The sequence below is a fragment of the Christiangramia portivictoriae DSM 23547 genome (genome assembly GCF_000423045.1).
GTDB classification, from domain to species: Bacteria; Bacteroidota; Bacteroidia; order Flavobacteriales; family Flavobacteriaceae; genus Christiangramia; species Christiangramia portivictoriae.
In genome coordinates this window covers 730,244-752,424 of record NZ_KE383971.1, presented here as the reverse complement: position 1 = coordinate 752,424, position 22,181 = coordinate 730,244, and the positions used below count along the sequence as shown (strand labels likewise).

Sequence of the window (22,181 nt, the reverse complement as noted above, 5' to 3'; positions counted from 1 at the left end):
TTGTTATTTTTTCAAATGACTTTTGATAGCAGTACTGATTCTCGATCTGTCGCTATCTGACAAATTACTACCACTTGGCAAGCATAATCCATCCTCGAACATCCTTTCAGCAACTCCCGTGCCGTAAAACGGACTATCTGCAAAAACTGGTTGCATGTGCATAGGTTTCCATAGTGGTCGACATTCAATATTCAAAGCAGCCAGTGCCTCTCTTAAATCTTCTCTTGAAAATCCAGTAACCTCGCTATCAATTGTTATCACGCTCAACCAATGATTACTGAAATAATCAGCTGATGGTTCAGAGAACAAACGCACCCCATCAATATCACGGAATAAATTTACATAAAAATCGAACATTTCTCTTCTGGTATGTACTCTATCATCAAGAACTTCCATCTGTCCGCGTCCAATTCCTGCGGAAATATTACTCAATCGGTAATTGTAACCTATTTCGCTATGCTGGTAATGTGGAGCATTATCTCGAGCCTGTGTTGCGAGAAAAACAGCCTTTTGCTTCATCTGTTCTGTTTTTGCGACCAATGCACCACCACCTGAAGTAGTAATGATTTTATTACCGTTAAATGATAGAATAGCCAATTCGCCGAAGGTACCACAATTTTTCCCTTTATAAGTACTTCCTAAAGCTTCAGCAGCATCCTCAATTACTGGGATATCATATTTCGCTGCGATTTTATGGACCTCATCTACCTGGTAGGGCATTCCATATAAGTGAACAGCCACAATAGCCTTTGGCTTCTTACCCTTCTTAATTCTATCTTCTATGGCATTCTCCAATTGCTCAGGACAGATATTTAAAGTTTTGGATTCACTATCAATAAAGACTGGATTAGCACCTAAATATCTGATAGGATTGGCAGAAGCTGCAAAAGTCATACTCTGGCATAGTACTTCATCATCCTGAGACACACCTAACATGATCAATGCCAGATGAAGTGCAGCAGTACCAGAGCTTAATGCGGCTACTTCTACATTTCCTTTGAGATATTTTTGGATATCACTTTCAAATCCAGAGACATTGGGCCCCAATGGTGCGATCCAATTCTCAGCAAATGCTTCATGAATGTATTTTAATTCGTTTCCACCCATGTGTGGAGAAGAAAGCCAGATCTTATCGTTTGTCATCGTTTGTATTATTGTATTTAATAATGTTCCCCGGATTGCCTACAACTACTGCGTAATCCGGCACATCCTTTATTATCACTGCACCCGCACCAACGGTCACCCATTTGCCAATTTTGACACCTGGGATAACGGAGACTCCAGCTCCTATATGCGTTCCTTCTCCAATCTGCACGCCCCCGGTAATAATCGCACCGGGTGATATGTGTGCAAAATTAGCAATGCTTACATCATGTTCAATAACAGCATTCGAATTAATAATACTGTTTTCACCTATGTTCGCAGAATGGTTTATAACCGCTCCCGCCATTACAACAGATCCGTTTGAAACTAAAGCGTTATCTGAAACTACTGCCCTATTATGAATTAGAGCTTTATTTAGTTTCACATTGTACTTCATGAAAATATGCTTCCGAATCCTATTGTCTCCAATTGCTATTATAGTGTTGATATCCTGAACAATATTTCTTTCAATATCATGATCAACTTTAAACCCAGCTAGTTCAGTAATTGCAGGATTATCATCTAAAATATAAGAAACTTCAGTGTTTGTTCCTGAGTTCAATATATCGAGTATAACCTTCGCATGTCCACTTGCCCCAAATAAGATCATCAATTCCTACCGTTAAATGGTTCAGTAGTTGCCATATTTTCCGCCGTAATACCTTCAGAAATGACAACCTTCTTAATCGTTTTAAACAAAATTTTTAGGTCAAGACCGAAAGACTGATTTTTCACGTACCACACATCATATTCAAATTTTTTCAACCAGCTAATGGCATTTCTTCCGTTCACCTGTGCCCAACCGGTGATCCCCGGCTTGACTTCATGTCGTTTTAATTGTTCTTCATTGTATAATTTTAGGTACTGGGGCAGTAAAGGTCTTGGCCCCACAATGCTCATATCTCCCTTCAACACATTAAACAATTGCGGTATTTCATCAATGGAAGTCTTTCGAACAAAGCTACCAATTTTCGTTAAACGCTCAGAGTCAGGCAACAAATCACCCTGGTCGTCCTTTTCATCGGTCATAGTTTTATACTTCACTATCTTAAAAATGTCACCATTTTTACCAGGTCTGGACTGATAAAAAAAGGGTTTACCAGTATTTGCCCGATACAACAAAATAGTAACAATAATTAAAACCGGACTCAGAATGAGTAAAGCTACTACAGCAGCTAAGAAATCAAAAGTTGGTTTAATTATATTTCTATACATTCAAAAAGTTGAGGTTTACTTTAGTGGGCCGCGAATTTAATCATGTTTTAGAGAGCTTTCTAACTCTTTGTATTCTTTTAACAAAATTTGCCAAAAGTACTCCCTTTCATATTTTTTCTGAATGGTATTCCGGGCATTCAACGTAAGCTGATGTCTAAAATTACTGTCTTCTAACAGTTTTTTCATGGCTTTATACAACGCTTTATGAGACTTTACTGGTATGATCAGGCCATTTTCAGAATCCTGAATTATTTCGTTGCAACCATTAATATTTGTTACAATAGCTGGCAACGACATGGCTCCCGCCTGTAGCACCACGTTTGGAAATCCCTCTCGATATGATGGAAAAGCTAGAGCATCTGCGATTGCAAAATAAGGTCTCACATCAGGCTGGTATCCCGTCGTGATAATTTTGGGATCATTTTCAATTTTCTTAATTGTTTCGTCTGAAATTGGATCCAAATCCTGTTCATAAGGTCCGATTAAAAGTAAACTGCAGTCCGGAAAATTTTCTCTGAGTTCGTTAAAGGCTAGAATTAGCTCTTCAATCCCTTTCTCTTTAACGAGTCTTCCCACGAATACAAAAATGACATCATCCTGCGGGATTGCTAAGCTGTTCTTAAGCTCTGATTTGTACTCTGATGAAAATTGTTTGGGATCAAAATAAGTCGTGTCAATACCGTTGGAACTACCGTTCCCTAACACCTTTAACTTAGATTCTTCTGCGAAATCCAAATCCAGAATGATTTTCTTGAGCTCAAATGAATTGGGAAATACTCGATGTGCCAGTTTGTAAGTTATTTTTTCTACAAGGTCCAGGATTTTTCGTTTGAATCCCTGAACCTCTAATAATGGTAAACCCGCAACTGTATGCAGCCTAATTGGAACACCAGCCAGCCAACCAGCCAGCATGCTTATTATGCCCGCCTTGGGAGTATGACTATGAATAATCAAAGGCTTTTCTTTGCGTAAATAACGAGTGAGTTTCAAAACAGCTTTAAGATCAGCAACAGGTGTTATAGCTCTGGAAAGCTCTACAAAATAGGTGCCAACATGATTATCTACACCATATTTTTGAAGTCTGGACTCAGCTGCCGAGACAGCCGTTACACGATAGTGCTGACTCATGAAGGTAAGCTGTCCTTCAAGCAGTTTTTCCAGAGATAAGGGAATGGTAGTAACGCGGATGAGTTTTTTCAAACTAATAATTTTGGTAATTAAACTACTGCAAATTTAGTCTTAAATCAGTTAGTTCATCCATTGTAAATGACTTCATTCCGTACTTGTCCTGACACTTTGAAAAATGCTCTAAAATTTTGTTAAGATCTTTCAGATTAGCTTCAGGATTAGCACCAAAATTGTGGGGATGCCACCATAAATGATATACTTTATCATTCTTAGCAGCATACTCTATTTCATCTTTAATTCTATTCATCCTTAAAGAATCCTTAACGCTATTTTCTACTGGCCTAAGAAGCCTGGACGCTTTTTGCTGAACTACCTTACCAATCTGGATAGAGCTAAAATCATAAGATTTATCATTCAACCCAATATATGCATCACCAGTTCGAAATATTTTATCAGCCAAAGAATCTCTTTGCGTATTTTTCCAATACCAATTTTCAGGATTTATTCTAATAGTTTTAATCCCATGGTTCACACAAATATCCTGATATGATTCATTAAATTGATTTCTTGGAAAAACAAGACTTTTTAATGCTAGACCTTTTTTAAGAGCTAGTTTGTGCACTAGCTTGAGATCTGATGCAAAACTCTTCCTGTTCTGACCCTCTTCCAGACAATAATAATGAGAATATGTATGAGTGGCCAACTCCTGATGATCAGACTGGGTAATAAGGTCAATCAATTCACTAGCCCAACATAGCTTTTCGTTTATACTAGTCTTATGTTCTTTACCGTAATTATAAGCTGATAATTTCTGTTTAGTGTATTTAGGAAAATACTGTGGGAGATTTTCCATCCATTCGTCCCAACTTTCATTGAAAAGCATTCCAACAGTCGCCCAAGTACAATGAATGTCATGTTTTCTAAATAATTTTAATAGTTCAGGAATGAGTTTTCGAGTATTTTCAAAATACTCCAGTTTATTATTGTGATCAACCTTATCAAAAACACCCCAAATGAGTTCAAAGTCCAGGGATATGACTAAACAACCTTTCATGAAATTTCTATTTTGAGAAGAGTTTTGCGTTTTTAAGACAGTGTTTATGTGCATTACATAAAATATGAATAGGCAATGATTGAGACATAAAATTTCTGTAGATCATGTCACCTGTAAACTATTTTTAGCTTTCTGAAGTTTCCTCTTTTTAATAATCCTATCATATTTTCTCTGAGCTAGGTAATAGTAAATAACAAAAAAAAGAAAGTACATTACCATGGACTTCTGTCTCATGATAATTCCAAGATTAGACATTACGAAGGTTAAAGCTAAAGAGGATAATAAAAAAACTACTAGGCTCATTTTAACAGCCACTGGAGATTTTTTTATAAATCTTACAAAATCTTTTTTAATTATTTTGAAAAAGATTAATAAATATATCAGATTTTCAACTGAAACAATTAAACCTAAGAAACCAGGAGCATCAAAAAATAATGGTCTAAACCAAAAAGTAAAAAGTTTTAATAGTAAAGGGTAGTTAGCTATATCTACTCCTGATCCGGAATCACTAAGACCTTCTGCTCTATCATCGGCGAAATTTTCAAAATCGGAAACTAAATTATTCGAGTCCTCTAATCCCGCGATACCTAAAATTTGATCCTGCACTAAAACAAGTCCACCAATCATTCCAAAGCAAACCAAAAGTTTTTTCCATAATGATATTTTCTCCCTTCCGGTCATATAACCGAGAACAGTCCCTGCTGCAACAAAAAAGAACACGTGAGGTCTTATAAAGTATATTAGAGCAGATCCTATTAATAAAGTTATTAATCTTGATTTAGGCTCTTTTATAGCATAGGCGAACATCATAAGCCCCAGAAAAATCGGTGCTCCTTTGCCTAGAGAAGCAGTCCAAAAATGCATGTTAGGCAAGAATAAGGTCAAAATAAGAAAATCGAAATTTTTAAAAATCCTTATTTTTATGGGGATATTCTCTCTGAAAAACATATAGGCATATACGAATCCTAAATAGCCCATCCAAGAGAAAAAGACCATCATCATTTCATAATTAAAATTTAAAATATTGATAAATGGCCAGGATAAAAAATCTATAAATGTAGTACTGGTTCCATAATAATCAAACCAGTTATCGCTCATTTGTGGTCTGGAAAAATAACTTCGAGAATCAGATCTATTAAATTGGGCATAGGTATAGTAAACTCCAAAGAAAAATAGATGATATAAAAAGAGATTTTTCATCAATTTTTTCGAAAACCATTTGTGTTTTTTGAAAAATGAACTATAAAAACCCTGGTTTATAGCAAGTAAAATGAATATTAAAAAAACAGCTCCTAGCATTTAAAAAAGTTCCAGATCCCCCAAACTATAAATCCAGTTATTTAAATTTAATAAACCTTTCTTCTGATTGTCTATAAGATTAATTTCTTTAACAGTAAGTACCGGTCCAAATTTCCCAGAAAAACTATTAAAAAATTTCAAATTTTCAGATGGTGCAAAGCTAACGAATTGTACGCCAAAATCTTTAGCAAGTTTATCGATAGTTATTTTAATAGATTTGACACTCAAAGCAGATAATGTTATTGCTTCAACTATTCGTAATTCTCTAAATTTTGAATGGGTCTTAACATATCCGGCAATGTAAATATCATCTGTAGCCTTAATAATATAGTCCTGAAGCGTATTATTTTCATAGCGCCATTTAAAATATTCAGGGGTTTTAGGAGTAAAAAATTTACCAGAACTTTTCATTTGAGCATTCCTTTCTTCAGTCAGATGCTGAAATGAAATTTCTGTAAATTCTATATCCTTTGCAAACTGATCTGTTACATTAGAATATCGCCAATAAATAGGGTTGATCGGCTTTATCCTTACTTTAATTTTCGCTACCTCTTCCCAACCCATTTTAATATAACCGGGTTTACTTTGCTCATTAGGAGTATTAAAAACAAAATGATCTCCGTTTTGTTTAGCTATCTCTAATGCTTTTAAAGTAAGTTTCTTAAAAACTCCTTTTCCCTGATGCTTTGGATGTGTAGCCGTATCTACAGCCCGAAATACAGATAAAACCTCATCTGTCTTTTGCCACTTCCATCGCATAAAGGCACGCACCCCTATTATTTTTGAACCTTCAATTGCTACAAGCACAAGAGATCTACCAAAAGGATTGTCGATATGTTTGTAACGCCAAACCTCTTCAGATTTTTTAGAAGAAGTTTCTCCTAAACTTGCCTTCAAAACCTCTAAAATCTCAGGTATGTCCTCATCAGTAGCCTCTCTAATATCCATTTTTAAACTATTTTTCTCTTGGCGAGTTCTTTATAAATACTTTCTAGCTCATTGACCATTCTTTCAAGACTAAAACTTTCAATAACTCGTGTTCTGGAAGCTTTTTTAAACTTAATCAATTTCTCCGGAGAATCCATTAAAGTTTGACAAAGTTCGCCAAGGGTTTCCCATTTATCCACAGGACAGATAAGACCATCCTTTTGATTTCGAATCACTTCTTTAATACCTCCGGCATCTGTAGAAACAACAGCGCACTCCATGCTCATGGCTTCCAGTAATGCAATTGGAAGGCCCTCAAAGGAAGAGCTCATCATAAATATATCCATTGCTGAAAAATAGGGTTTCACATTTGTCATTAATCCCGGTAGCAATACCCTTCCTACTAATTCTAATTTTTCTAGTTCCGCCTTTATCTCTTCTTCCAATGGTCCTGCTCCAACAATAATTCCATATAAATTTTCATTTTCGCTACTTAATTTCTTGAAGATTTGAAGCCATTCTACCAATCTTTTCTGAAACCTGAAAACCGCCACATTCCCCAACACTATCGACTCCTTAGGAATACCTAATTGTTTCTTCATACCAAGACCTTCTGAAGGATCTTTAACAAAATCATATGTATTAACTCCATTGAGCAAAACTTCAACTGGAATTTTAGGATTAATGTTATGTTCAATGGAGCGTTTGACATCTGCAGAAACAGCGAGCGCAACACTCTGAGAATTAAAACTGATCTTATTTATAACTTTTGTTGCTATATGATACCGCTCTTGCATATTGTGTTCACTATAGACTGTAGGTATTCCAGTCTTAGAATAAACCAGCCTTCCTAAAAACCCAGCCCAGGGTAGGTGACAATGGATAACATCTATATGATTTGTTTTACAATACTCAATTATTTTAGAATATTGTTGCAACAAGCGAATATTATTATTTGCTGAAAAACAAGTGACTTTTCCTCCGGCATTCTTGATGCTTTCAACCATTTGATCTTTCCAGGGAAGAAAATATGCTGTATGAAATTCAAAATTATCTTTGTCATGAATCTTAAGCGTTTCAGGTAGTAACATTTCTGCACCTCCGCGTCCAAGAGATTTAATTATATGAAGAATCTTAATTTTGCCCATCTAATTTTTTAAGCTATTCAGCAAAATTATCCTATTTAGGTAAGACTGCAAGAATTATAAGATAAAGTTTGGAATACCCAAGGAAGAAATTGTCGAATTTACCTATAATAGATGTAGATTTGAGGTAGAAACTAAATCAATAGTATAATCTCCAATTTCACTAATTTTTTCGGTGATTATGAGACGATTCAACCATCCTCAATCATACGTTATACAGTTTTCAGCTTCATGAGAAAATTATATTACCAAATATTGAGTTTTATTAGCGGAATAGTAAAATTCTATTTTCGTAAAAACCTCCGTGTTTTGGCTTATCACGATGTTCCCAATAAAACTATTTTTTCCAGTCATATACAATACCTTAAATCGCACTACAATATTATTAGCATTGAGACTTTGCGAGAGTCATTACTTAATGACGATGTTAAACTACCAAATTATTCATTATTAATAACCTTTGATGATGGCTACAGAAATGTCTTAGAAAACGGATTGCCAGTTTTAATTAATAATAAAATTAGTAGCTGTATTTTTATAATAACTCGTTATATAGATACAACTGTTAATTTTTGGTGGAAAGATGTTGAGGTAAACGGTAAAGTAAGGGGTGAGTCTTCAAAAGAAATTCGCCAAACCATCAATGCATTGAAAAAAATGACAAATAAAGAAAGAATCGCAATCTTAAATAAAATTCCCTCAACAAAACGAAAGCAAATAACTTCTGAAGAACTGCTATACATGAAAAGAAATAAAATGTATATAGGCAGTCATACTCATAATCATCCAATGCTAAATAATTGTTCTGATGATGAGATTGAAAACGAATTGGAGGTATCCAAATCTTTATTTGATCAATGGAAGATTGAAGGGTTTGAAGTCTTTGCTTATCCAAATGGGGATAGAACTGAAAAGACAGATGATATACTATTAAAAAACCATATAAAACTGGCATTTCTATTTGATCATAGAATCAATGCAACTAATATTTCTTCAATGGGTATTTCTCGGATTAGAACCAATGCAGGTATGCCTTTATCTGAATTAAAAGTCAAAGCTTCAGGACTACATTCATTAATTTCCAACCTTACATTAATTCGATATGGTAGCATATAGACTTATTAATTATAGTACCGACCGTGAATACGTATTAAAACTATTAAATCAAAACCTAACCCCCAGGAATACTGATGAGTTCTTTGATTGGAAATACCTCAATTATCCAGGGGGTAGCTCTGTAGGTGCTGTCGCAGTTATGGATAAAAAAATTGTAGCAGTTGTTTTTTATCTGCCATTCAATTTTTATAATAACGGACAAATGATTCAGGCTGCCAGACCTGTTGGTGGGTGTACAGATCCTAGGTACAGAGGTAAAGGCATCTTTAAAAAGCTCATGAAGTTTTGCTTAGAATCCTATCAGAAGGATTACAAATTTCTTTTCGCCAATCCGAATAGATTTAGTCATCCAGAATTTTTAAAAATGGGATGGAAAGAATTAGTTTATGGATATTATATTGGAGTCATTTCCCCCTTTAGTCTTAAAAGCAGACTAGATTTTGAATCCAAATCTGGCAACTCTTTATCAAGGGATTTAAAATTTTCACATGAAGATTACGTTTCTGCAGGTACCACAGAATTTATTAATTGGAGATATCAGGATAAAAGATACATCATTCAGAAATTTAACACTGGAAGTACTGAAAATTATATCATTTATAGAGTGTCAAAATTAAAAAATATCAAATCTATCATTTTGTGTGATTACTGTGGGGATGAGTTATATATTAATCAGGCTATTAGAAAAGCGTGTATGATAGAAGGTACCTGGTTCGTTTATTTTATGAAGAATGATACGACTTCAAAAATAAATTTTCTATTCACTAAACGGCACCGTAAGGTAATGGTTACTTATACTGAGAGAGAGCCGAATATTATTAAAAAAATAAGATTTTCTCTTGCTGATCTGGAGGGGACGGTTTAATCCTCATTCGAATTTATGAGTTTTAATTAGTAATTTCGCTTATGGTCTTACCAGAAAAAATTAAAAAAACGAATTGGTAAGACCTGTTCTAAGAGAAGTTTTATCAAGAATTATTGAGGTCTTAGTACTGGCAAACCAAAGCTCCATCTAAATAAATGAAAAAAGAAAAAAAGTTCGAATACCAGGAAAATCAATATATTTTCCCTTACCATCATATACCTTATTTAGATAGTGAAAACAATGTAGTAAATCATCGTTCATTGGGGTGGGGTTTTAAATATTTCACCTACTTATTGAGAATAAAAGAACTTGTAGAGGAGATTAATCCTGACTCAATATTGGACGTAGGATGTGGCGAAGGGAGGTTTTTAGGTCTTTTAGGAAATCGCATTCGCAAGGTTGGAGTCGATCTTTCCCCAAGACCTATAAAATTTGCTCAGGCATTTCATCCAGATATTGAATTTCATTGTACAGATGCAAACCAATTAAAGGAAGAGTTTGATGTAGTGACTGCTATTGAAGTTTTAGAACATGTTCCCGATGAGCAGGTTACTAATTTTCTGATAATTTTAGAAAAACGGATTAAAGAAAGTGGAAAGATTATAATTTCAGTACCCACAACAGTTCTTCCAGTATCCGAGAAACACTATCGCCATTATACACTGGAAATTCTTGAACAACAGTTAGAGAATGCCAATATTAACTTGGAAATCAAACACGTAGAGTACGTTTATAAATCTTCTTACCTCCTCAAACTTTATTCAAAATTAACTCAGAACAAATTCTGGATCATTGACATAAAGCCCCTTAGAAATTTTATCTGGAGATTAGTAAAAGCTAAATATTCTAAGGCTACTAAGGAAAATGGTGAGGAACTGGTACTAATTTTAACAAAAAAATGACTCTCTCAAAATTAGTCTCAAGAATTTAATAGGCTTAGGGAAAATAGATTTATAATGAAGGTGGTTCTATTAAAAATTCCCTAGCCCCATTAATTTTTTTATCATCTATAGGTGTTATCTTATAGCTCATGGAATTAATAAGATCCAGACAGGCATCATGAATATATTTACCATGTGTGGAAAGAAAAATTATAGGCTTTATTTCAGACATCAAAATGAATTTAATATCCTCGAGAACCTGAAGTTCTGCTCCTTCAACATCCATCTTGATTACATCCGGGAACTCGATAGCTCCTTTCTTAAGCAAACTACTTAACTTTACTACAGGAACCGTCATATCTCCGGTTTCACTTAACTTGCCTCCTACAGAATTACCTCTTGCAAATTTGAAACTACCTTCTTTATCTGATACTGCTTTTTTAATTAAAAATACTTTGTTGAGATTATTAAGTTTTAGATGTCTTTCAAAATTAATGTAATTACTTTCTATGGGTTCAAAACTATAAATAGTTGAGTTACTATTTATAGTTTTAAACAAGAGGGTATAATACCCTGAATGAGCTCCTAAGTCCCAAAATATTTTTTGACCTTTACATTTATCCAAAAAAGTTAAAGTCTGACTTCTTTCATAGGTGCCCAGCCAGGCACTATGATTATGAGAACCTACGATCCATTTCTTTCCTCTCAGTGGACCGGAAAGTATTGGAATGACCATTTTTTTAGGAATCAGCAGGAATGGTAATCTCAGTAGCATTCCAAACATATTACTACGTCTTAAGAAACTATGTTTTCTAAGGTTCAGCATATACAATAATTAATAAAGAAAGGATGACTGTAAGCCAGGTCACAAACCTCAAAATGGAGAAAAAAACAGCTACTTACTTCAATACTCATTAATAAGCCTTTGATAAAGCTTTTCAAATTTCTTGGCGTTAAGCTTTGGATCATAACCTTTAGATATCATTTCATAAGCATTCTCCCCTAACCGTTCTCTCAAATTCTGATCTTCCATTAATTGGATAAGTTTAATACGAAATTCCTCTATATCAAAATTATCAATAAGAAATCCTGTTTCTCCATCGATTAAAGCCTCTTTTACTCCACCAACATTTGTAGCTATCGAAGGTGTTTTTTGAGTTCCGGCTTCCAGAATAACTCCAGGTACACCTTCTATTTTGCTGCATAAAACTAAACAATCAGATGCCGCTAAAATTTCAGGGATATCTTTCCGAAAACCTAATAGGTAAATAGTATTCTCCAGTCCATTTTCCTTTATGATATTGCTAACACTCTCATATAGAATCCCACTACCTACGCATACTAATTTAATTCCAGGATAATTTACTCTTAAATCTTTAAAGACATTTATTAAAAATTCATGGTTTTTTTCTGGACTAAAATTTCCAATATGAACTGCTATTTTAGTAGAATCATCGAAACCTAACTCTTGCCTGAATTTTTTTGAAAAAGTAAATTTATCTATACTTTTAACTGGAATACCTCTCCGAATTACTTCTGCATGTTTTCGTGGAAAATTATAAGTTTCTATAAAATCTGTCAACGCTTCATCTCCAACAGAAGTGACATGCGCAACTCGATTAAAAATACGTTTATAAATCATTTTTTTGGGCCTGTCTGAGACCCATTCGCTTATAATACTTATATTTCTATAAACAATTGGAATTTTCTCAACAAAAAAAGAAGCCGCATAGGTATATTTGAGAGTATCTGAACCATTACATTGAATAATGTCTGGTTTCTCCTCATTGATCAATTTAATAAGCTTACGTGTAATCTCTATGGAAAATACATTTGTTTTTGCAGGAACCAGGTCTTGATTTATTGCACCTTCCACTTCTAAAACATCTGACGAATTTTCATAGATACCTACAAATAAAACATGATGTCCCAGTTTTATTAATTCTGCACTGAGATCTGCAGCAAATAATTCTGCTCCTCTATATTGTCTTCTAGTAACTAACTGTAAAACCTTCATGTTAACTTTTCATTTTTGAAAAGGTAGAAAACAAGTCTTCTGAATTTTTTTTCTGGTAAATTTTTATTCCCAAGTTGACAAATTAAAATTTGAAAAAATATTTTTTGTAGGGTATATTATGATATTGTAAGGCGCTTTGCAAAAATAATCTTATTCTTAACTTGCACAAGGCATTAGTTGATTACTTATTTTAACTAACTATTTAATCTTACTTCTCAAATTATAAACCTTCCCAATATTTAATAGCCTGTTTTTCAAAAGACTAAATAAAATCTTATTTCTTATACTTAACTTTTTAAAATATGGCTGAGCGACTATTATATATTTATCAATTATCTCTTTTGATTCGTTTGCCAATTGTGAACGCATTATCTGTTTAAGGCAAAACATAAATATGTTATTAGCTTCAATATGTTTAGAATTTTTATCAATAAAATAAAAGCTCGACTTGTGTTGAAGCTTTTGGCTCATTCTATCTTCACCTTGTTCAACATAAATTTTCACAGAAGGAGTTTCATCTAAAACAAATTTATAGTGATTATCAAAATTAATCGCCAGATCCCAATCTTGATGTTTTTTTAAATTCTCATCAAATCTTATATTGTTAAAAGCCTCTTTTCTAAAAAAGAAGGTTGAAGTCCTGGCATCAAAACGCTTAATATCTAAAATAGCATTTCCAATATTCCTATTATGTGAAATATTTTTTTCAAAAACAATTTCTTCCTCCTCTTCTCCTTTTAAAAGATAAAAGGTTCCAAACACACCATCAGCATTACTACGATTCAATAAATCTAATTTTCCTGCTAGATGTTCTGAAAGCCACTCATCATCACTATCAATAAAAGCTATATAATCCCCTTCTGCAGCGATAGCACCCTGATTTCTGGCCACAGCTCCGCCATGTGAATTTTTATTTGTAATTAGCTTGGTTTGAGGGAATTTTTTTAAAACAAATTCTGAAGTATTAATGGATGATCCATCATCAACGACTATTACCTCAAAAGGCTTTAAAGTTTGAGAAAAAACAGAATTAAGACATCGTAGTAAGGATGCTTTTCTATTTTTAGTAGGAATTATAACACTGATTTTTGGTGTCATTTAAAATTTTTAACTAAAATTTATAATATTTCATCTTTAATAGTTTTAATAAGTACTTGTTTTAAATTTTCGATATTGGTTAGTATATACAAAAGCCTAAAAACTCTAATGCTAAATTAAAATTATTTAATCTCCAAATCCTTTAAAGTTTTCATAAAAGATATTAAATCTGACATTTCACTTTGTGTAAGCTTTAATTCATCAGAAGGTAAAGTCTGATTTGGGACTTGAAATCCTAAGCCTCGACCGCCTCCTTTATTATAAAAATCTACAACTTCCTCTAACGTTTTATATACACCATTATGCATATAGGGAGCTGTCTCTGAAATATTACGTAAAGTAGGAGTTTTAAATGCACCTAGATGGATCTCCACTTGATATTTCCAGTAAAAGCCTAAGTCATCATCTAATTTATTTTCCCTTGCTGACTTCGGAACTCCAAGCACCTCTCTTTCAGAAATTTTATAAAACGGCGGTAAAGTACCATTTGTCAAAGGAAGAAAATGGCAGGTTGCACACATTGCTTTACCCATATATAAATTGAAGCCGTTTATTTCGGTTTTGGTGTAGGTATTTTTCTCCTTTCTTATGTTTTGATCAAACTTTGAATTAAAACTATTCAAGGTGGACACATATGCCGAAATTGCTTTGACTAAATCTTTACTTGTTCCCTTAGAACCCTGTAGAATTTGAGACATTTTCGTCTTGTAAATAGAATCATTTAAAATTTCATCGGAAAACTGATGTACTCCTATATTAAATTCATCCTTATTCGAAAATACTGCAGAAACTTGATCTAAAATGCTATTTGACCTACCATCCCAAAAAAAGGCTTTTTGATAAATTGAATTAATTAATGTAGGTGTATTTCGGGAAAGTTTTTCTTCTTTATTATTCAAATTAAACTGAACTCTATCCGCAAAGGCATTTTCAGGAATATGGCAGGTTGCACATGACATACTTTTATCCTGAGAAAGATTTCTATCATAAAACAACTCTTTTCCTAATTCGATTTGTTCAGTCGAATACTTTTTATTTACAGGTGGGCTAAAAAATTTGGTATTGAACGAATCATCCTCAAAAAATGTTGGTGATTTAAAATTAAAAACTAAATTACTATCTCCATTCCAACCAGTCTCTTTAATAATTCTCACCCAGTGACTCATCAATGGATTGAAGTATTCCCTAATGAAAGTATATCGGTTAAAATTTTGAAAATCATCGCTATCAAGAAATTTATTAGCTTCCCAAATAGACTCCAGAAAATCATCATCAAGTTTTTTATTATTCTTTGTTATAATCTGGCGAATACTACTATTATAGACGGCTTCCAAACTTTCGAGGGAAATGATCGCTTCAGTGAGGCCCATTGAAGTTACAGGAGTATCAAATCCTGAAATAGAAAAACTTATAATGCGCAAAAGTTGTTGGTGAACTGAGATAAAGAACCTGTCTGGAGTAAGTTTCCTATTTTGCATTTGGTCCAGCAAAATATTCATCATACCTCTAGTAACCTGTACTTCCTTGAGATAATCTTCCTTTGAAGTGTCTCCCAGAAAAATACTTTCTTCAATTTTCTGTAAGCCAATTGGCGGGAGAACACGTTGGTTGTCTTCAATAAAAACAGGCAAAGCAGGGCCGTTTATTCTATGACCTACCTCAGGGTTTAAATAGGCTGCAAAGGGCTCAGCTATTTTCCAGGCTTTTCTTAAATTCCCGAAAATTTCTTTTGATTGGGGAGCACCAGGATCATAATTTTCCAATTGCTCAAGAAGATCATTTGCTTCTTGAAGCGATGTAAGGTAAAGCTGTTTTGTTTCCTCCCATTGCACTTCCTTTAGACCTGATTTTTCTTTAGGTATGTGGCTATATTTATTATCTTCCTTACAAGAAAAAAATAGAAAACTTGTAAGTATACTAAACAAAAATCCAGCTAATTTTAAATTATTACCATCCACAAGAGTCAGAAATTAGATAACAAGTTACCTGGGGAGATTTTTCAAGAGAACAATCTGAGATTTAACCGCTCTCTTCGGCATTAATGCTAGCATAAAAGTGTTATCGATTCCTACCTTACCAGAAATATCTATTAAGGAGCCAAATTCCCCCTTGAACCGGCCGTCATCAAGAGGAGACATTTCCAGAACCTTTTTTATGTTATTTCCATTAAGATCACTTTGATAAATGGATGCTGAATGCCCGCGCAGAAAGGATCTGGGATCCTCCTGGATATATACAAAATTTTCAGTCACACAGATGTTATCAGGACTTTCTAATTGATCAAAGTTCCCATCTCTGTTATTAGAGTCGGTATTGCCACTAACAATTTGAGTTAATTTACCTTTCAAGGGTGACTCCTTATCTAACTCTAATTTATAAACTGTACCCCAATCATTATAGGTACCTGATGCAGGTCCTCCCCCACCGGTTACGGCGAAATAAATATTTCTTGCATTCTCATCAGTCCCTTTTTGATAATCAAGATCTTCTACTCGCATAAATTGGATAGCAGAAACATCGATACAGGCTTTTTCCATTTCATCCTGAGTGAGATTTCTTCCATCTTCAATCTCAACGAATTCGACATTATATGTTTCTTTAAAATCAAAACTAGCTTCGGTATAAATTTCGTCACTATTAGCTAACTGCTGCGATCCAGCACCATCTGAAACTTGTTTTGCTTTTAATACATATATTTTACCATTTTCAAGATCTGCATCGCCATTTTCTGAATAATATAGAACGACCTGACCAGCAGAATCTGTACTGTCGTCATCTCCCCCCAAAATTACCGTTTTCCCTGCATAGGTTTTTTGAGGAAGAGGAACGGCGTTCTCCCAGGCGAATTCACCTAAAGCCTCTAGCCCAAAAGAAGCTGTAGGCGTTGGTATTTCTATTCGAGGGTCTAGTGCCTTAACCTGATAGTGATAAGATTCTGAAGCAGATAAAAATATATCCTTATCTCCGCCGTTTATCGCAGATTCCCACATAGTTGCAGAACATTGTCGGGCATAATCGGCTACTCCCCCGTCAAGGAGATAATCTCCTGAAACTGGGTTCAAAAATTCATCAAACCTTATACGTCCAATAGATCGGTCGCTTTCAAAATTTACGACATATATGAAATTCTCTCCATCCTTTAAGAATCCCGCTCCATCTGCCGTTCCCCCAATTCTAAAATTTCCACCAAGCGTATCAGCTGTGCTCACCATGGAATAAGCCTCTAAAAAAGAAAATTCTTCAAATACATTTACCAGTGGCTTGGTATGGGATTTATTTTGAAAAATTTTATCCATTTTTTTCGAGTCAATAACATTTTCGTCGGGCTCTTCAGTAGTTTCTTCGGCCAACACCGCTTCATCCTCACTACAGGAATACAGAAAGAAGAGAAAAAATAAACCTATTATGTTGATAGTATATTTATTAAAAATTTTCATTTTATAAGATTTAACTTAATATATTATTCAATAAGAATAAAGTTTTGCACAAATGAGTATAATTATCTTAAACTGATCTTTTTATCGAACAAAACTATCATTTTATCCAATATTTCCAATTTTAAATAAGGTATATATTTTATAAACATATATTTATCTATATCCCTACCCCCTTTTTCTACTATACCACTGTATTCTTAAAAGTTCGGTAATTATTTATTAATCAAAATTGTAAAAATTGTGAAAAATTTAAAGTTTGGGATTTTCATGACCTTATTAATCATATTATTTGAGGGGTGCGAGAAACAGGAAGTAGAAAATCTAAATTCGAATGAGATGGAAATTTCTCACGAACCAATTGGAAATGTTGATCCAGCAGGGATTGGTCCGTGGATTGAATCAAAAAGATCAAACCCTGCAAATAAGTCTTCAATTAGTTTTACCCCCGATGATACAGGTTGTTATTTTATTGATTTCAATGAGATCAATGAAGGGGACTATCCGCAAATTAATTACCCTTCTTTAGGTATAACCTTTAAGGCAGGTCCAAATGGAACGAACCAGGATATGAGAATACGTTCCGACGAACCTTATATTTTCAAAGGGTTATTAGGATCAGATTTTCCTTATGGGGCATCTAAGTTAATAAACTTTGAGGAAAGTGTTTTATCTGTTTCCCTGATTGCAGGCGATAAGGGTGGTGGAGCAAAAGATGCCGACATTATAACGGTAACGGCTTATAGTGCAAAGGACGCCAGTGGGAATGTTATAGATAGTAAAACTGTAGAGACTAGTGGCGATGAACCAGAGTTTATTAGTTTTGAAGTTTCTGGTTTAGGGATTAAATCTGTGGAGGTAACAAGCATTGCTCTGGAATATAATAATTCTATTTTTATTGATGATATTTACTTTTGTCCGGATAAAGACACAGACGGCATCGTTGATAATTTAGATAATTGTCCAGCAATTCCAAATGTTGATCAGGCAGATAACGATGAAGATGGTTCTGGAAATGTATGCGATAATGATGACGACAATGATGGCGTTAATGATGATGAAGATAATTTTGATAATTCCAATATAGAAGAAACAATAATAATTGATGGTTGTGACACGAGAATAGAAAATTCACTAATTCCAGAAAGCGTAGGCTATACCAAATCAGACATTATTGATCAAATTGAGGCTGGGGATTATAAAAATCATGGACAGTTCGCTAGAACTATTTCCAGCAAATTAAGAGAGTGGATTGAAGCAGGGTTAATAACTGAGAATGAAAAGGAGGCAATACAAGATTGCGCTGGACAAGCTAATATACCAATTTAAATTCTACCTTAATATAAAAATAAAAAAGCTGTCACCTTCATTTGGGACAGCTTTTTTATTTGAATTTAATTAGGCTATGATTCTATTTACTGGTAAAACTTTATTTCAAATGTTATGTTCATGTAGCTACCAAAAACTTAAACTGCTTGTATTACATTTCCGAAATTATTAAAAAATCATTCAGTGCCCTTCAGTCGGCTTAAGAAAGGAAAAACTGGATTTTTAAGATTAAGCAAACTAAGTCTACCTCCGAAGGCAAGTTAATTAGAACAAAACAGATTAAAAATTTAATTGATTTGTCTCCAAACTTTTTATATTATTTTTGCCTCCAAAATTTCATTAAATGCTTTTTAATTCCCTAGAATTCGCCATTTTTCTCCCTGTAGTATTTATACTCTATTGGTTTGTTACCGGGAAAAATTTAAAAATACAAAATCTTCTAATCGTTCTAGCGAGTTATATTTTTTATGGATGGTGGGATTGGAGATTTTTATCTTTAATAATTTTTAGTACTTTCATAGATTACACGGTGGGCCGTTTACTGAAAACTGAGGAAAATCGATTAAAAAGAAAAGCATTACTTTGGACCAGTATTATAGTAAATCTGGGGTTTTTAGGCGTATTTAAATATTACAATTTTTTTCTTGATTCATTGTATGATTTGATCCCAGGAATCCAGTCGACTATTGGTTTTAATACTCTTGAAATAATTTTACCTGTAGGAATTAGTTTTTATACCTTCCAAACTCTTAGTTACACAATAGATGTATACAAAGGTAGACTCGAACCTACGAAAGACATAATAGCTTTTTCAGCTTTTGTTTGTTTTTTTCCTCAATTAGTCGCGGGACCTATTGAAAGAGCTACTCATTTACTACCCCAATTCTATAAAAAAAGACACTTTGATTATGCTCTGGCTGTTAATGGATTAAAACAAATACTATGGGGTCTGTTCAAAAAAATTGTGATTGCCGATAATTGCGCAAAATATGCGAATCTTATTTTTAATGATTCAGCCAACTATAACGGTAGTACACTTTTACTTGGCGCTTTGTTTTTTACTTTCCAAATCTATGGTGACTTTTCGGGTTATTCTGATATTGCAATAGGTACATCCCGGCTTTTTGGATTTGATTTAATGAAAAATTTTGCCTTTCCATATTTCTCACGTGACATGGCGGAATTTTGGAGGAGATGGCACATTTCTCTTTCTACCTGGTTTCGGGATTATCTTTATATACCATTAGGAGGAAGCCGCGGGGGGTTATGGATGAAAATAAGAAATACTTTTATAATTTTTCTTGTGAGTGGTTTTTGGCATGGAGCAAACTGGACTTTCTTAGTTTGGGGGGCTTTAAATGCAATTTATTTTCTTCCACTTTTATTAGCAAAAAAGAACCGCCATCACTTAGGAAATGTTGCGGAAGATAGAAATTTCCCCAACATAAAAGAGATAACTTCTATTCTTACTACTTTTGGACTTACCGTACTTGCATGGATCTTCTTTAGAGCTGAAAACATAAGTCATGCTATAAGTTATTTATCAGGTGTTTTCTCAAAATCCCTTTTCTCTTCACCAGAATTTATGGGTAAAACAGGAGCTCTTACAACTTTAATTCTTATCATTCTATTTATGCTCATAGAGTGGATTGGCAGAGAAAAGGAATTCGCTATTGAAGAAATCGGGAATAGTTGGAAAAGAACTACCAGATATGGATTCTATTACCTCATTATCATTACAATATTAATTTTCGGTAACTTTGAAAACAACCAATTCATTTATTTTCAATTTTAATATGAAATACTTCTTGAATAAAATATTCTTATTTAGTTTACCAGTGCTACTACTAATTGTACTTACCAATTACTTTGGAGATGCAGCTAATATTTATAATAGAAATTATGAAAAGAAAATAGCGAAAATATTGGCAGCAGGAAAGAATGTGACTAATATTTCAAATTATGATGAAAGATTGTTACAGGAAGAAATTATTTTTAATTTAAAGTATAAACCAGAAGTTGTCGTTATAGGTTCTAGTAGAGCAATGCAAATAAGTAAAGATTTTTTTCCAGAATCAAAATTCATGAATAGTTCTGTAAGTGGAGCAAGTTTAGAAGATCTAATTGCCATCTACGAGTTATACAAAACCACTAATAATTTACCAAAAAAAATAGTCTTAGGTATAGACCCTTGGACCTTTCAGGTTGATGACAAACGTACTCGATGGAAATCCATAGGCAAATATTATTACAGTTTTAAAAATATTAACGAAACCGAAACCCTATTAACTATAGATCAACTCATTTCTTTATCCTATTTCCAAAATTCATTACCCACGCTATATGATAAATTAATCGGAAAGCACGAACCGTTAGCTGTGAACACTTCAGAAAACTCAAATCTAACTAAAATAGCCGACGGTTCCATAACCTACGGAAAACAAAGGCGAAACATATCTGCTAAATTAGTGGAAGAACGTGCACAAGTTTGGACCGCTGGTGGTATGGTAGAAAGATACCAGAATTTTAATTCCCTCCAACCTAAATGGAACGAGTTTCGGTCGTTAATTGCCGACATAAAAAAGAATAATATTGAGATAATTTTTGTCCTATCCCCATTCCACCCACTTGTTTATAAAGAAATGACAAATCAATTTCCTATCATCAACGAAGAGGAAGAAAAAATTTTAAAATTTGCGAACCACTCCAATATCCCATTATATGGATCATTTAATCCAGAAAAAGATAAATTAGGCCCAAGGGAGTTTTCTGATGAAACACATCCAAAAAGAACCGCAATGCAAAAAATTTTATTACCAGACTAACCTTAACATTCTAAAATGTTGAAGTAACAATAATAAACTAAGTTTATTAAATGCATTTTAAATACCTAACCCTTTATGCTTCTTCCATACTTCAATTGCATCCGGATGAATCACTCCTATTTGCGCAGGAATATTCCTTAATTTCAATATTTTAGCCATAGAAAACCTATGCATTCCACCACCTCCAAAAATAGGTTTACCATCTCGTCCTATATGAAACAAAAGACCTCCATTCTCATTAAATGACTTAGGATTTAATTCTTTTTGTGTTTTAAAAGTACGGGATGATTTAATTACTTGAAATAGATTGTCTAATTTCTCATATCTTATTATAACATCCTTTAAATTCCCGCAACCATCGACAAATCCTCCAAATTTTTCGATTTTATTTATCATAAAATCATAAATTCCGGTTTCTTCCCATGGAACATCATATTCCCAATGCTCAATACACGCTTGATAAATTATGTTTTTTTCAATTCCTTGTTGGGCTTGCAAATCCCAATCTCCTTCTAAAATTCGACCTGAAAATGAACGGTGTTTGAACGACAGATAAGTATCATGTTCCTGGGGGTTTATATATATTAATTCGCCAAATTCAGGGCCATTTTTGCCATATTTAATTTTATTCTCAAATCCTACCGCACTCCGATAGATATATTTTTTAATTTCAATAAGTTTATTTTCCATCTTCAATTCCCAAAA

At 33.7% G+C, this 22,181-nt stretch carries 20 protein-coding genes; 6 read left to right on the top strand and 14 right to left on the bottom strand.

Annotated elements, in window-relative coordinates; all coding sequences use genetic code 11:
• Positions 1 to 3: 3 nt before the first annotated feature.
• From G529_RS0111845 to G529_RS0111810, 8 genes are all read right to left on the bottom strand, one after another.
• Positions 4 to 1,143, bottom strand: a complete 1,140-nt coding sequence (locus G529_RS0111845) for an aminotransferase class I/II-fold pyridoxal phosphate-dependent enzyme (protein WP_026915734.1) — start codon at positions 1,141 to 1,143, stop codon at positions 4 to 6.
• Entirely contained in the window at positions 1,130 to 1,753 is a 624-nt protein-coding gene (locus tag G529_RS0111840; RefSeq protein WP_026915733.1) for an acetyltransferase, read from the bottom strand. The genes G529_RS0111845 and G529_RS0111840 overlap by 14 nt, the downstream gene beginning before the upstream one ends.
• The gene (locus tag G529_RS0111835; RefSeq protein WP_026915732.1) at positions 1,753 to 2,358 is read right to left on the bottom strand and encodes a sugar transferase; all 606 of its coding nucleotides are present in this window, start codon (positions 2,356 to 2,358) and stop codon (positions 1,753 to 1,755) included. Before G529_RS0111835 ends, G529_RS0111840 begins: the two co-directional genes overlap by 1 nt.
• A gap of 36 nt (positions 2,359 to 2,394) precedes the next feature.
• On the bottom strand, positions 2,395 to 3,558 hold the full coding sequence (locus G529_RS0111830; RefSeq protein ID WP_035695980.1) for a glycosyltransferase family 4 protein: 1,164 nt from the start codon (positions 3,556 to 3,558) through the stop codon (positions 2,395 to 2,397).
• A 22-nt stretch (positions 3,559 to 3,580) separates the two neighbouring features.
• Positions 3,581 to 4,540 carry a polysaccharide deacetylase family protein gene (locus G529_RS15830; protein ID WP_035696086.1) on the bottom strand — a complete coding sequence of 320 codons (960 nt, stop codon included), beginning with the start codon at positions 4,538 to 4,540 and terminating at the stop codon, positions 3,581 to 3,583.
• Positions 4,541 to 4,642: 102 nt separating this feature from the next.
• Entirely contained in the window at positions 4,643 to 5,740 is a 1,098-nt protein-coding gene (locus G529_RS0111820) for a hypothetical protein (RefSeq protein ID WP_245566921.1), read from the bottom strand.
• A gap of 99 nt (positions 5,741 to 5,839) precedes the next feature.
• Positions 5,840 to 6,787 (bottom strand): GNAT family N-acetyltransferase, encoded by a 948-nt coding sequence (locus tag G529_RS16235; RefSeq protein ID WP_051201427.1) that lies wholly within the window; start codon positions 6,785 to 6,787, stop codon positions 5,840 to 5,842.
• A gap of 2 nt (positions 6,788 to 6,789) precedes the next feature.
• Entirely contained in the window at positions 6,790 to 7,914 is a 1,125-nt protein-coding gene (locus G529_RS0111810) for a glycosyltransferase (protein ID WP_026915729.1), read from the bottom strand.
• A gap of 306 nt (positions 7,915 to 8,220) precedes the next feature.
• Here G529_RS0111810 and G529_RS0111805 point away from each other — a divergent pair, with 306 nt between their 5' ends.
• From G529_RS0111805 to G529_RS16225, 3 genes are all read left to right on the top strand, one after another.
• Positions 8,221 to 9,027, top strand: a complete 807-nt coding sequence (locus G529_RS0111805; protein ID WP_035695978.1) for a polysaccharide deacetylase family protein — start codon at positions 8,221 to 8,223, stop codon at positions 9,025 to 9,027.
• Positions 9,014 to 9,892: a GNAT family N-acetyltransferase gene (locus G529_RS16230; RefSeq protein WP_026915727.1), complete on the top strand. Its 879-nt coding sequence runs from the start codon at positions 9,014 to 9,016 to the stop codon at positions 9,890 to 9,892. Before G529_RS0111805 ends, G529_RS16230 begins: the two co-directional genes overlap by 14 nt.
• A 155-nt stretch (positions 9,893 to 10,047) precedes the next feature.
• Complete coding sequence (locus G529_RS16225; protein ID WP_026915726.1) at positions 10,048 to 10,794, top strand: class I SAM-dependent methyltransferase; 747 nt, start codon at positions 10,048 to 10,050, stop codon at positions 10,792 to 10,794.
• Positions 10,795 to 10,843: 49 nt separating this feature from the next.
• Here G529_RS16225 and G529_RS0111790 read toward each other — a convergent pair whose 3' ends face one another.
• From G529_RS0111790 to G529_RS15810, 5 genes are all read right to left on the bottom strand, one after another.
• Positions 10,844 to 11,557, bottom strand: coding sequence for an FkbM family methyltransferase (locus G529_RS0111790; RefSeq protein WP_026915725.1), 714 nt, complete (start codon positions 11,555 to 11,557; stop codon positions 10,844 to 10,846).
• Between the two features lie 120 nt (positions 11,558 to 11,677).
• Entirely contained in the window at positions 11,678 to 12,790 is a 1,113-nt protein-coding gene (locus tag G529_RS0111785; RefSeq protein ID WP_026915724.1) for a glycosyltransferase family 4 protein, read from the bottom strand.
• A gap of 198 nt (positions 12,791 to 12,988) precedes the next feature.
• On the bottom strand, positions 12,989 to 13,888 hold the full coding sequence (locus G529_RS0111780) for a glycosyltransferase family 2 protein (protein ID WP_026915723.1): 900 nt from the start codon (positions 13,886 to 13,888) through the stop codon (positions 12,989 to 12,991).
• A gap of 122 nt (positions 13,889 to 14,010) precedes the next feature.
• A complete protein-coding gene (locus G529_RS0111775; RefSeq protein ID WP_245566920.1) occupies positions 14,011 to 15,846 on the bottom strand; it encodes a cytochrome-c peroxidase in 1,836 nt (611 codons plus the stop codon).
• A 24-nt stretch (positions 15,847 to 15,870) separates the two neighbouring features.
• A complete protein-coding gene (locus G529_RS15810) occupies positions 15,871 to 17,325 on the bottom strand; it encodes a PhoX family protein (RefSeq protein ID WP_051201426.1) in 1,455 nt (484 codons plus the stop codon).
• Positions 17,326 to 17,565: 240 nt separating this feature from the next.
• Here G529_RS15810 and G529_RS0111765 point away from each other — a divergent pair, with 240 nt between their 5' ends.
• The 3 genes from G529_RS0111765 to G529_RS15805 all read left to right on the top strand — a co-directional run bounded on the left by G529_RS0111765 (position 17,566) and on the right by G529_RS15805 (position 21,476).
• Entirely contained in the window at positions 17,566 to 18,651 is a 1,086-nt protein-coding gene (locus tag G529_RS0111765) for a thrombospondin type 3 repeat-containing protein (RefSeq protein ID WP_245566919.1), read from the top strand.
• A gap of 343 nt (positions 18,652 to 18,994) precedes the next feature.
• Positions 18,995 to 20,446: an MBOAT family O-acyltransferase gene (locus G529_RS0111760; protein WP_026915720.1), complete on the top strand. Its 1,452-nt coding sequence runs from the start codon at positions 18,995 to 18,997 to the stop codon at positions 20,444 to 20,446.
• 13 nt (positions 20,447 to 20,459) lie between these two features.
• Positions 20,460 to 21,476, top strand: coding sequence for a hypothetical protein (locus G529_RS15805; RefSeq protein WP_169513790.1), 1,017 nt, complete (start codon positions 20,460 to 20,462; stop codon positions 21,474 to 21,476).
• A gap of 57 nt (positions 21,477 to 21,533) precedes the next feature.
• Here G529_RS15805 and G529_RS0111750 read toward each other — a convergent pair whose 3' ends face one another.
• Positions 21,534 to 22,166 (bottom strand): hypothetical protein, encoded by a 633-nt coding sequence (locus tag G529_RS0111750; protein WP_026915719.1) that lies wholly within the window; start codon positions 22,164 to 22,166, stop codon positions 21,534 to 21,536.
• Positions 22,167 to 22,181: the final 15 nt, after the last annotated feature.

What these genes read in the sequence shown, in the direction of transcription:
- G529_RS0111845 (WP_026915734.1), bottom strand. Translation starts at nt 1,143, where the DNA reads ATGACAAACGATAAGATCTGGCTTTCTTCTCCACACATGGGTGGAAAC.
- G529_RS0111840 (WP_026915733.1), bottom strand. Translation starts at nt 1,753, where the DNA reads ATGATCTTATTTGGGGCAAGTGGACATGCGAAGGTTATACTCGATATA.
- G529_RS0111835 (WP_026915732.1), bottom strand. Translation starts at nt 2,358, where the DNA reads ATGTATAGAAATATAATTAAACCAACTTTTGATTTCTTAGCTGCTGTA.
- G529_RS15830 (WP_035696086.1), bottom strand. Translation starts at nt 4,540, where the DNA reads ATGAAAGGTTGTTTAGTCATATCCCTGGACTTTGAACTCATTTGGGGT.
- G529_RS0111820 (WP_245566921.1), bottom strand. Translation starts at nt 5,740, where the DNA reads ATGAAAAATCTCTTTTTATATCATCTATTTTTCTTTGGAGTTTACTAT.
- G529_RS16235 (WP_051201427.1), bottom strand. Translation starts at nt 6,787, where the DNA reads ATGGATATTAGAGAGGCTACTGATGAGGACATACCTGAGATTTTAGAG.
- G529_RS0111810 (WP_026915729.1), bottom strand. Translation starts at nt 7,914, where the DNA reads ATGGGCAAAATTAAGATTCTTCATATAATTAAATCTCTTGGACGCGGA.
- G529_RS16230 (WP_026915727.1), top strand. Translation starts at nt 9,014, where the DNA reads ATGGTAGCATATAGACTTATTAATTATAGTACCGACCGTGAATACGTA.
- G529_RS16225 (WP_026915726.1), top strand. Translation starts at nt 10,048, where the DNA reads ATGAAAAAAGAAAAAAAGTTCGAATACCAGGAAAATCAATATATTTTC.
- G529_RS0111790 (WP_026915725.1), bottom strand. Translation starts at nt 11,557, where the DNA reads ATGTTTGGAATGCTACTGAGATTACCATTCCTGCTGATTCCTAAAAAA.
- G529_RS0111785 (WP_026915724.1), bottom strand. Translation starts at nt 12,790, where the DNA reads ATGAAGGTTTTACAGTTAGTTACTAGAAGACAATATAGAGGAGCAGAA.
- G529_RS0111780 (WP_026915723.1), bottom strand. Translation starts at nt 13,888, where the DNA reads ATGACACCAAAAATCAGTGTTATAATTCCTACTAAAAATAGAAAAGCA.
- G529_RS15810 (WP_051201426.1), bottom strand. Translation starts at nt 17,325, where the DNA reads ATGAAAATTTTTAATAAATATACTATCAACATAATAGGTTTATTTTTT.
- G529_RS0111760 (WP_026915720.1), top strand. Translation starts at nt 18,995, where the DNA reads ATGCTTTTTAATTCCCTAGAATTCGCCATTTTTCTCCCTGTAGTATTT.
- G529_RS0111750 (WP_026915719.1), bottom strand. Translation starts at nt 22,166, where the DNA reads ATGGAAAATAAACTTATTGAAATTAAAAAATATATCTATCGGAGTGCG.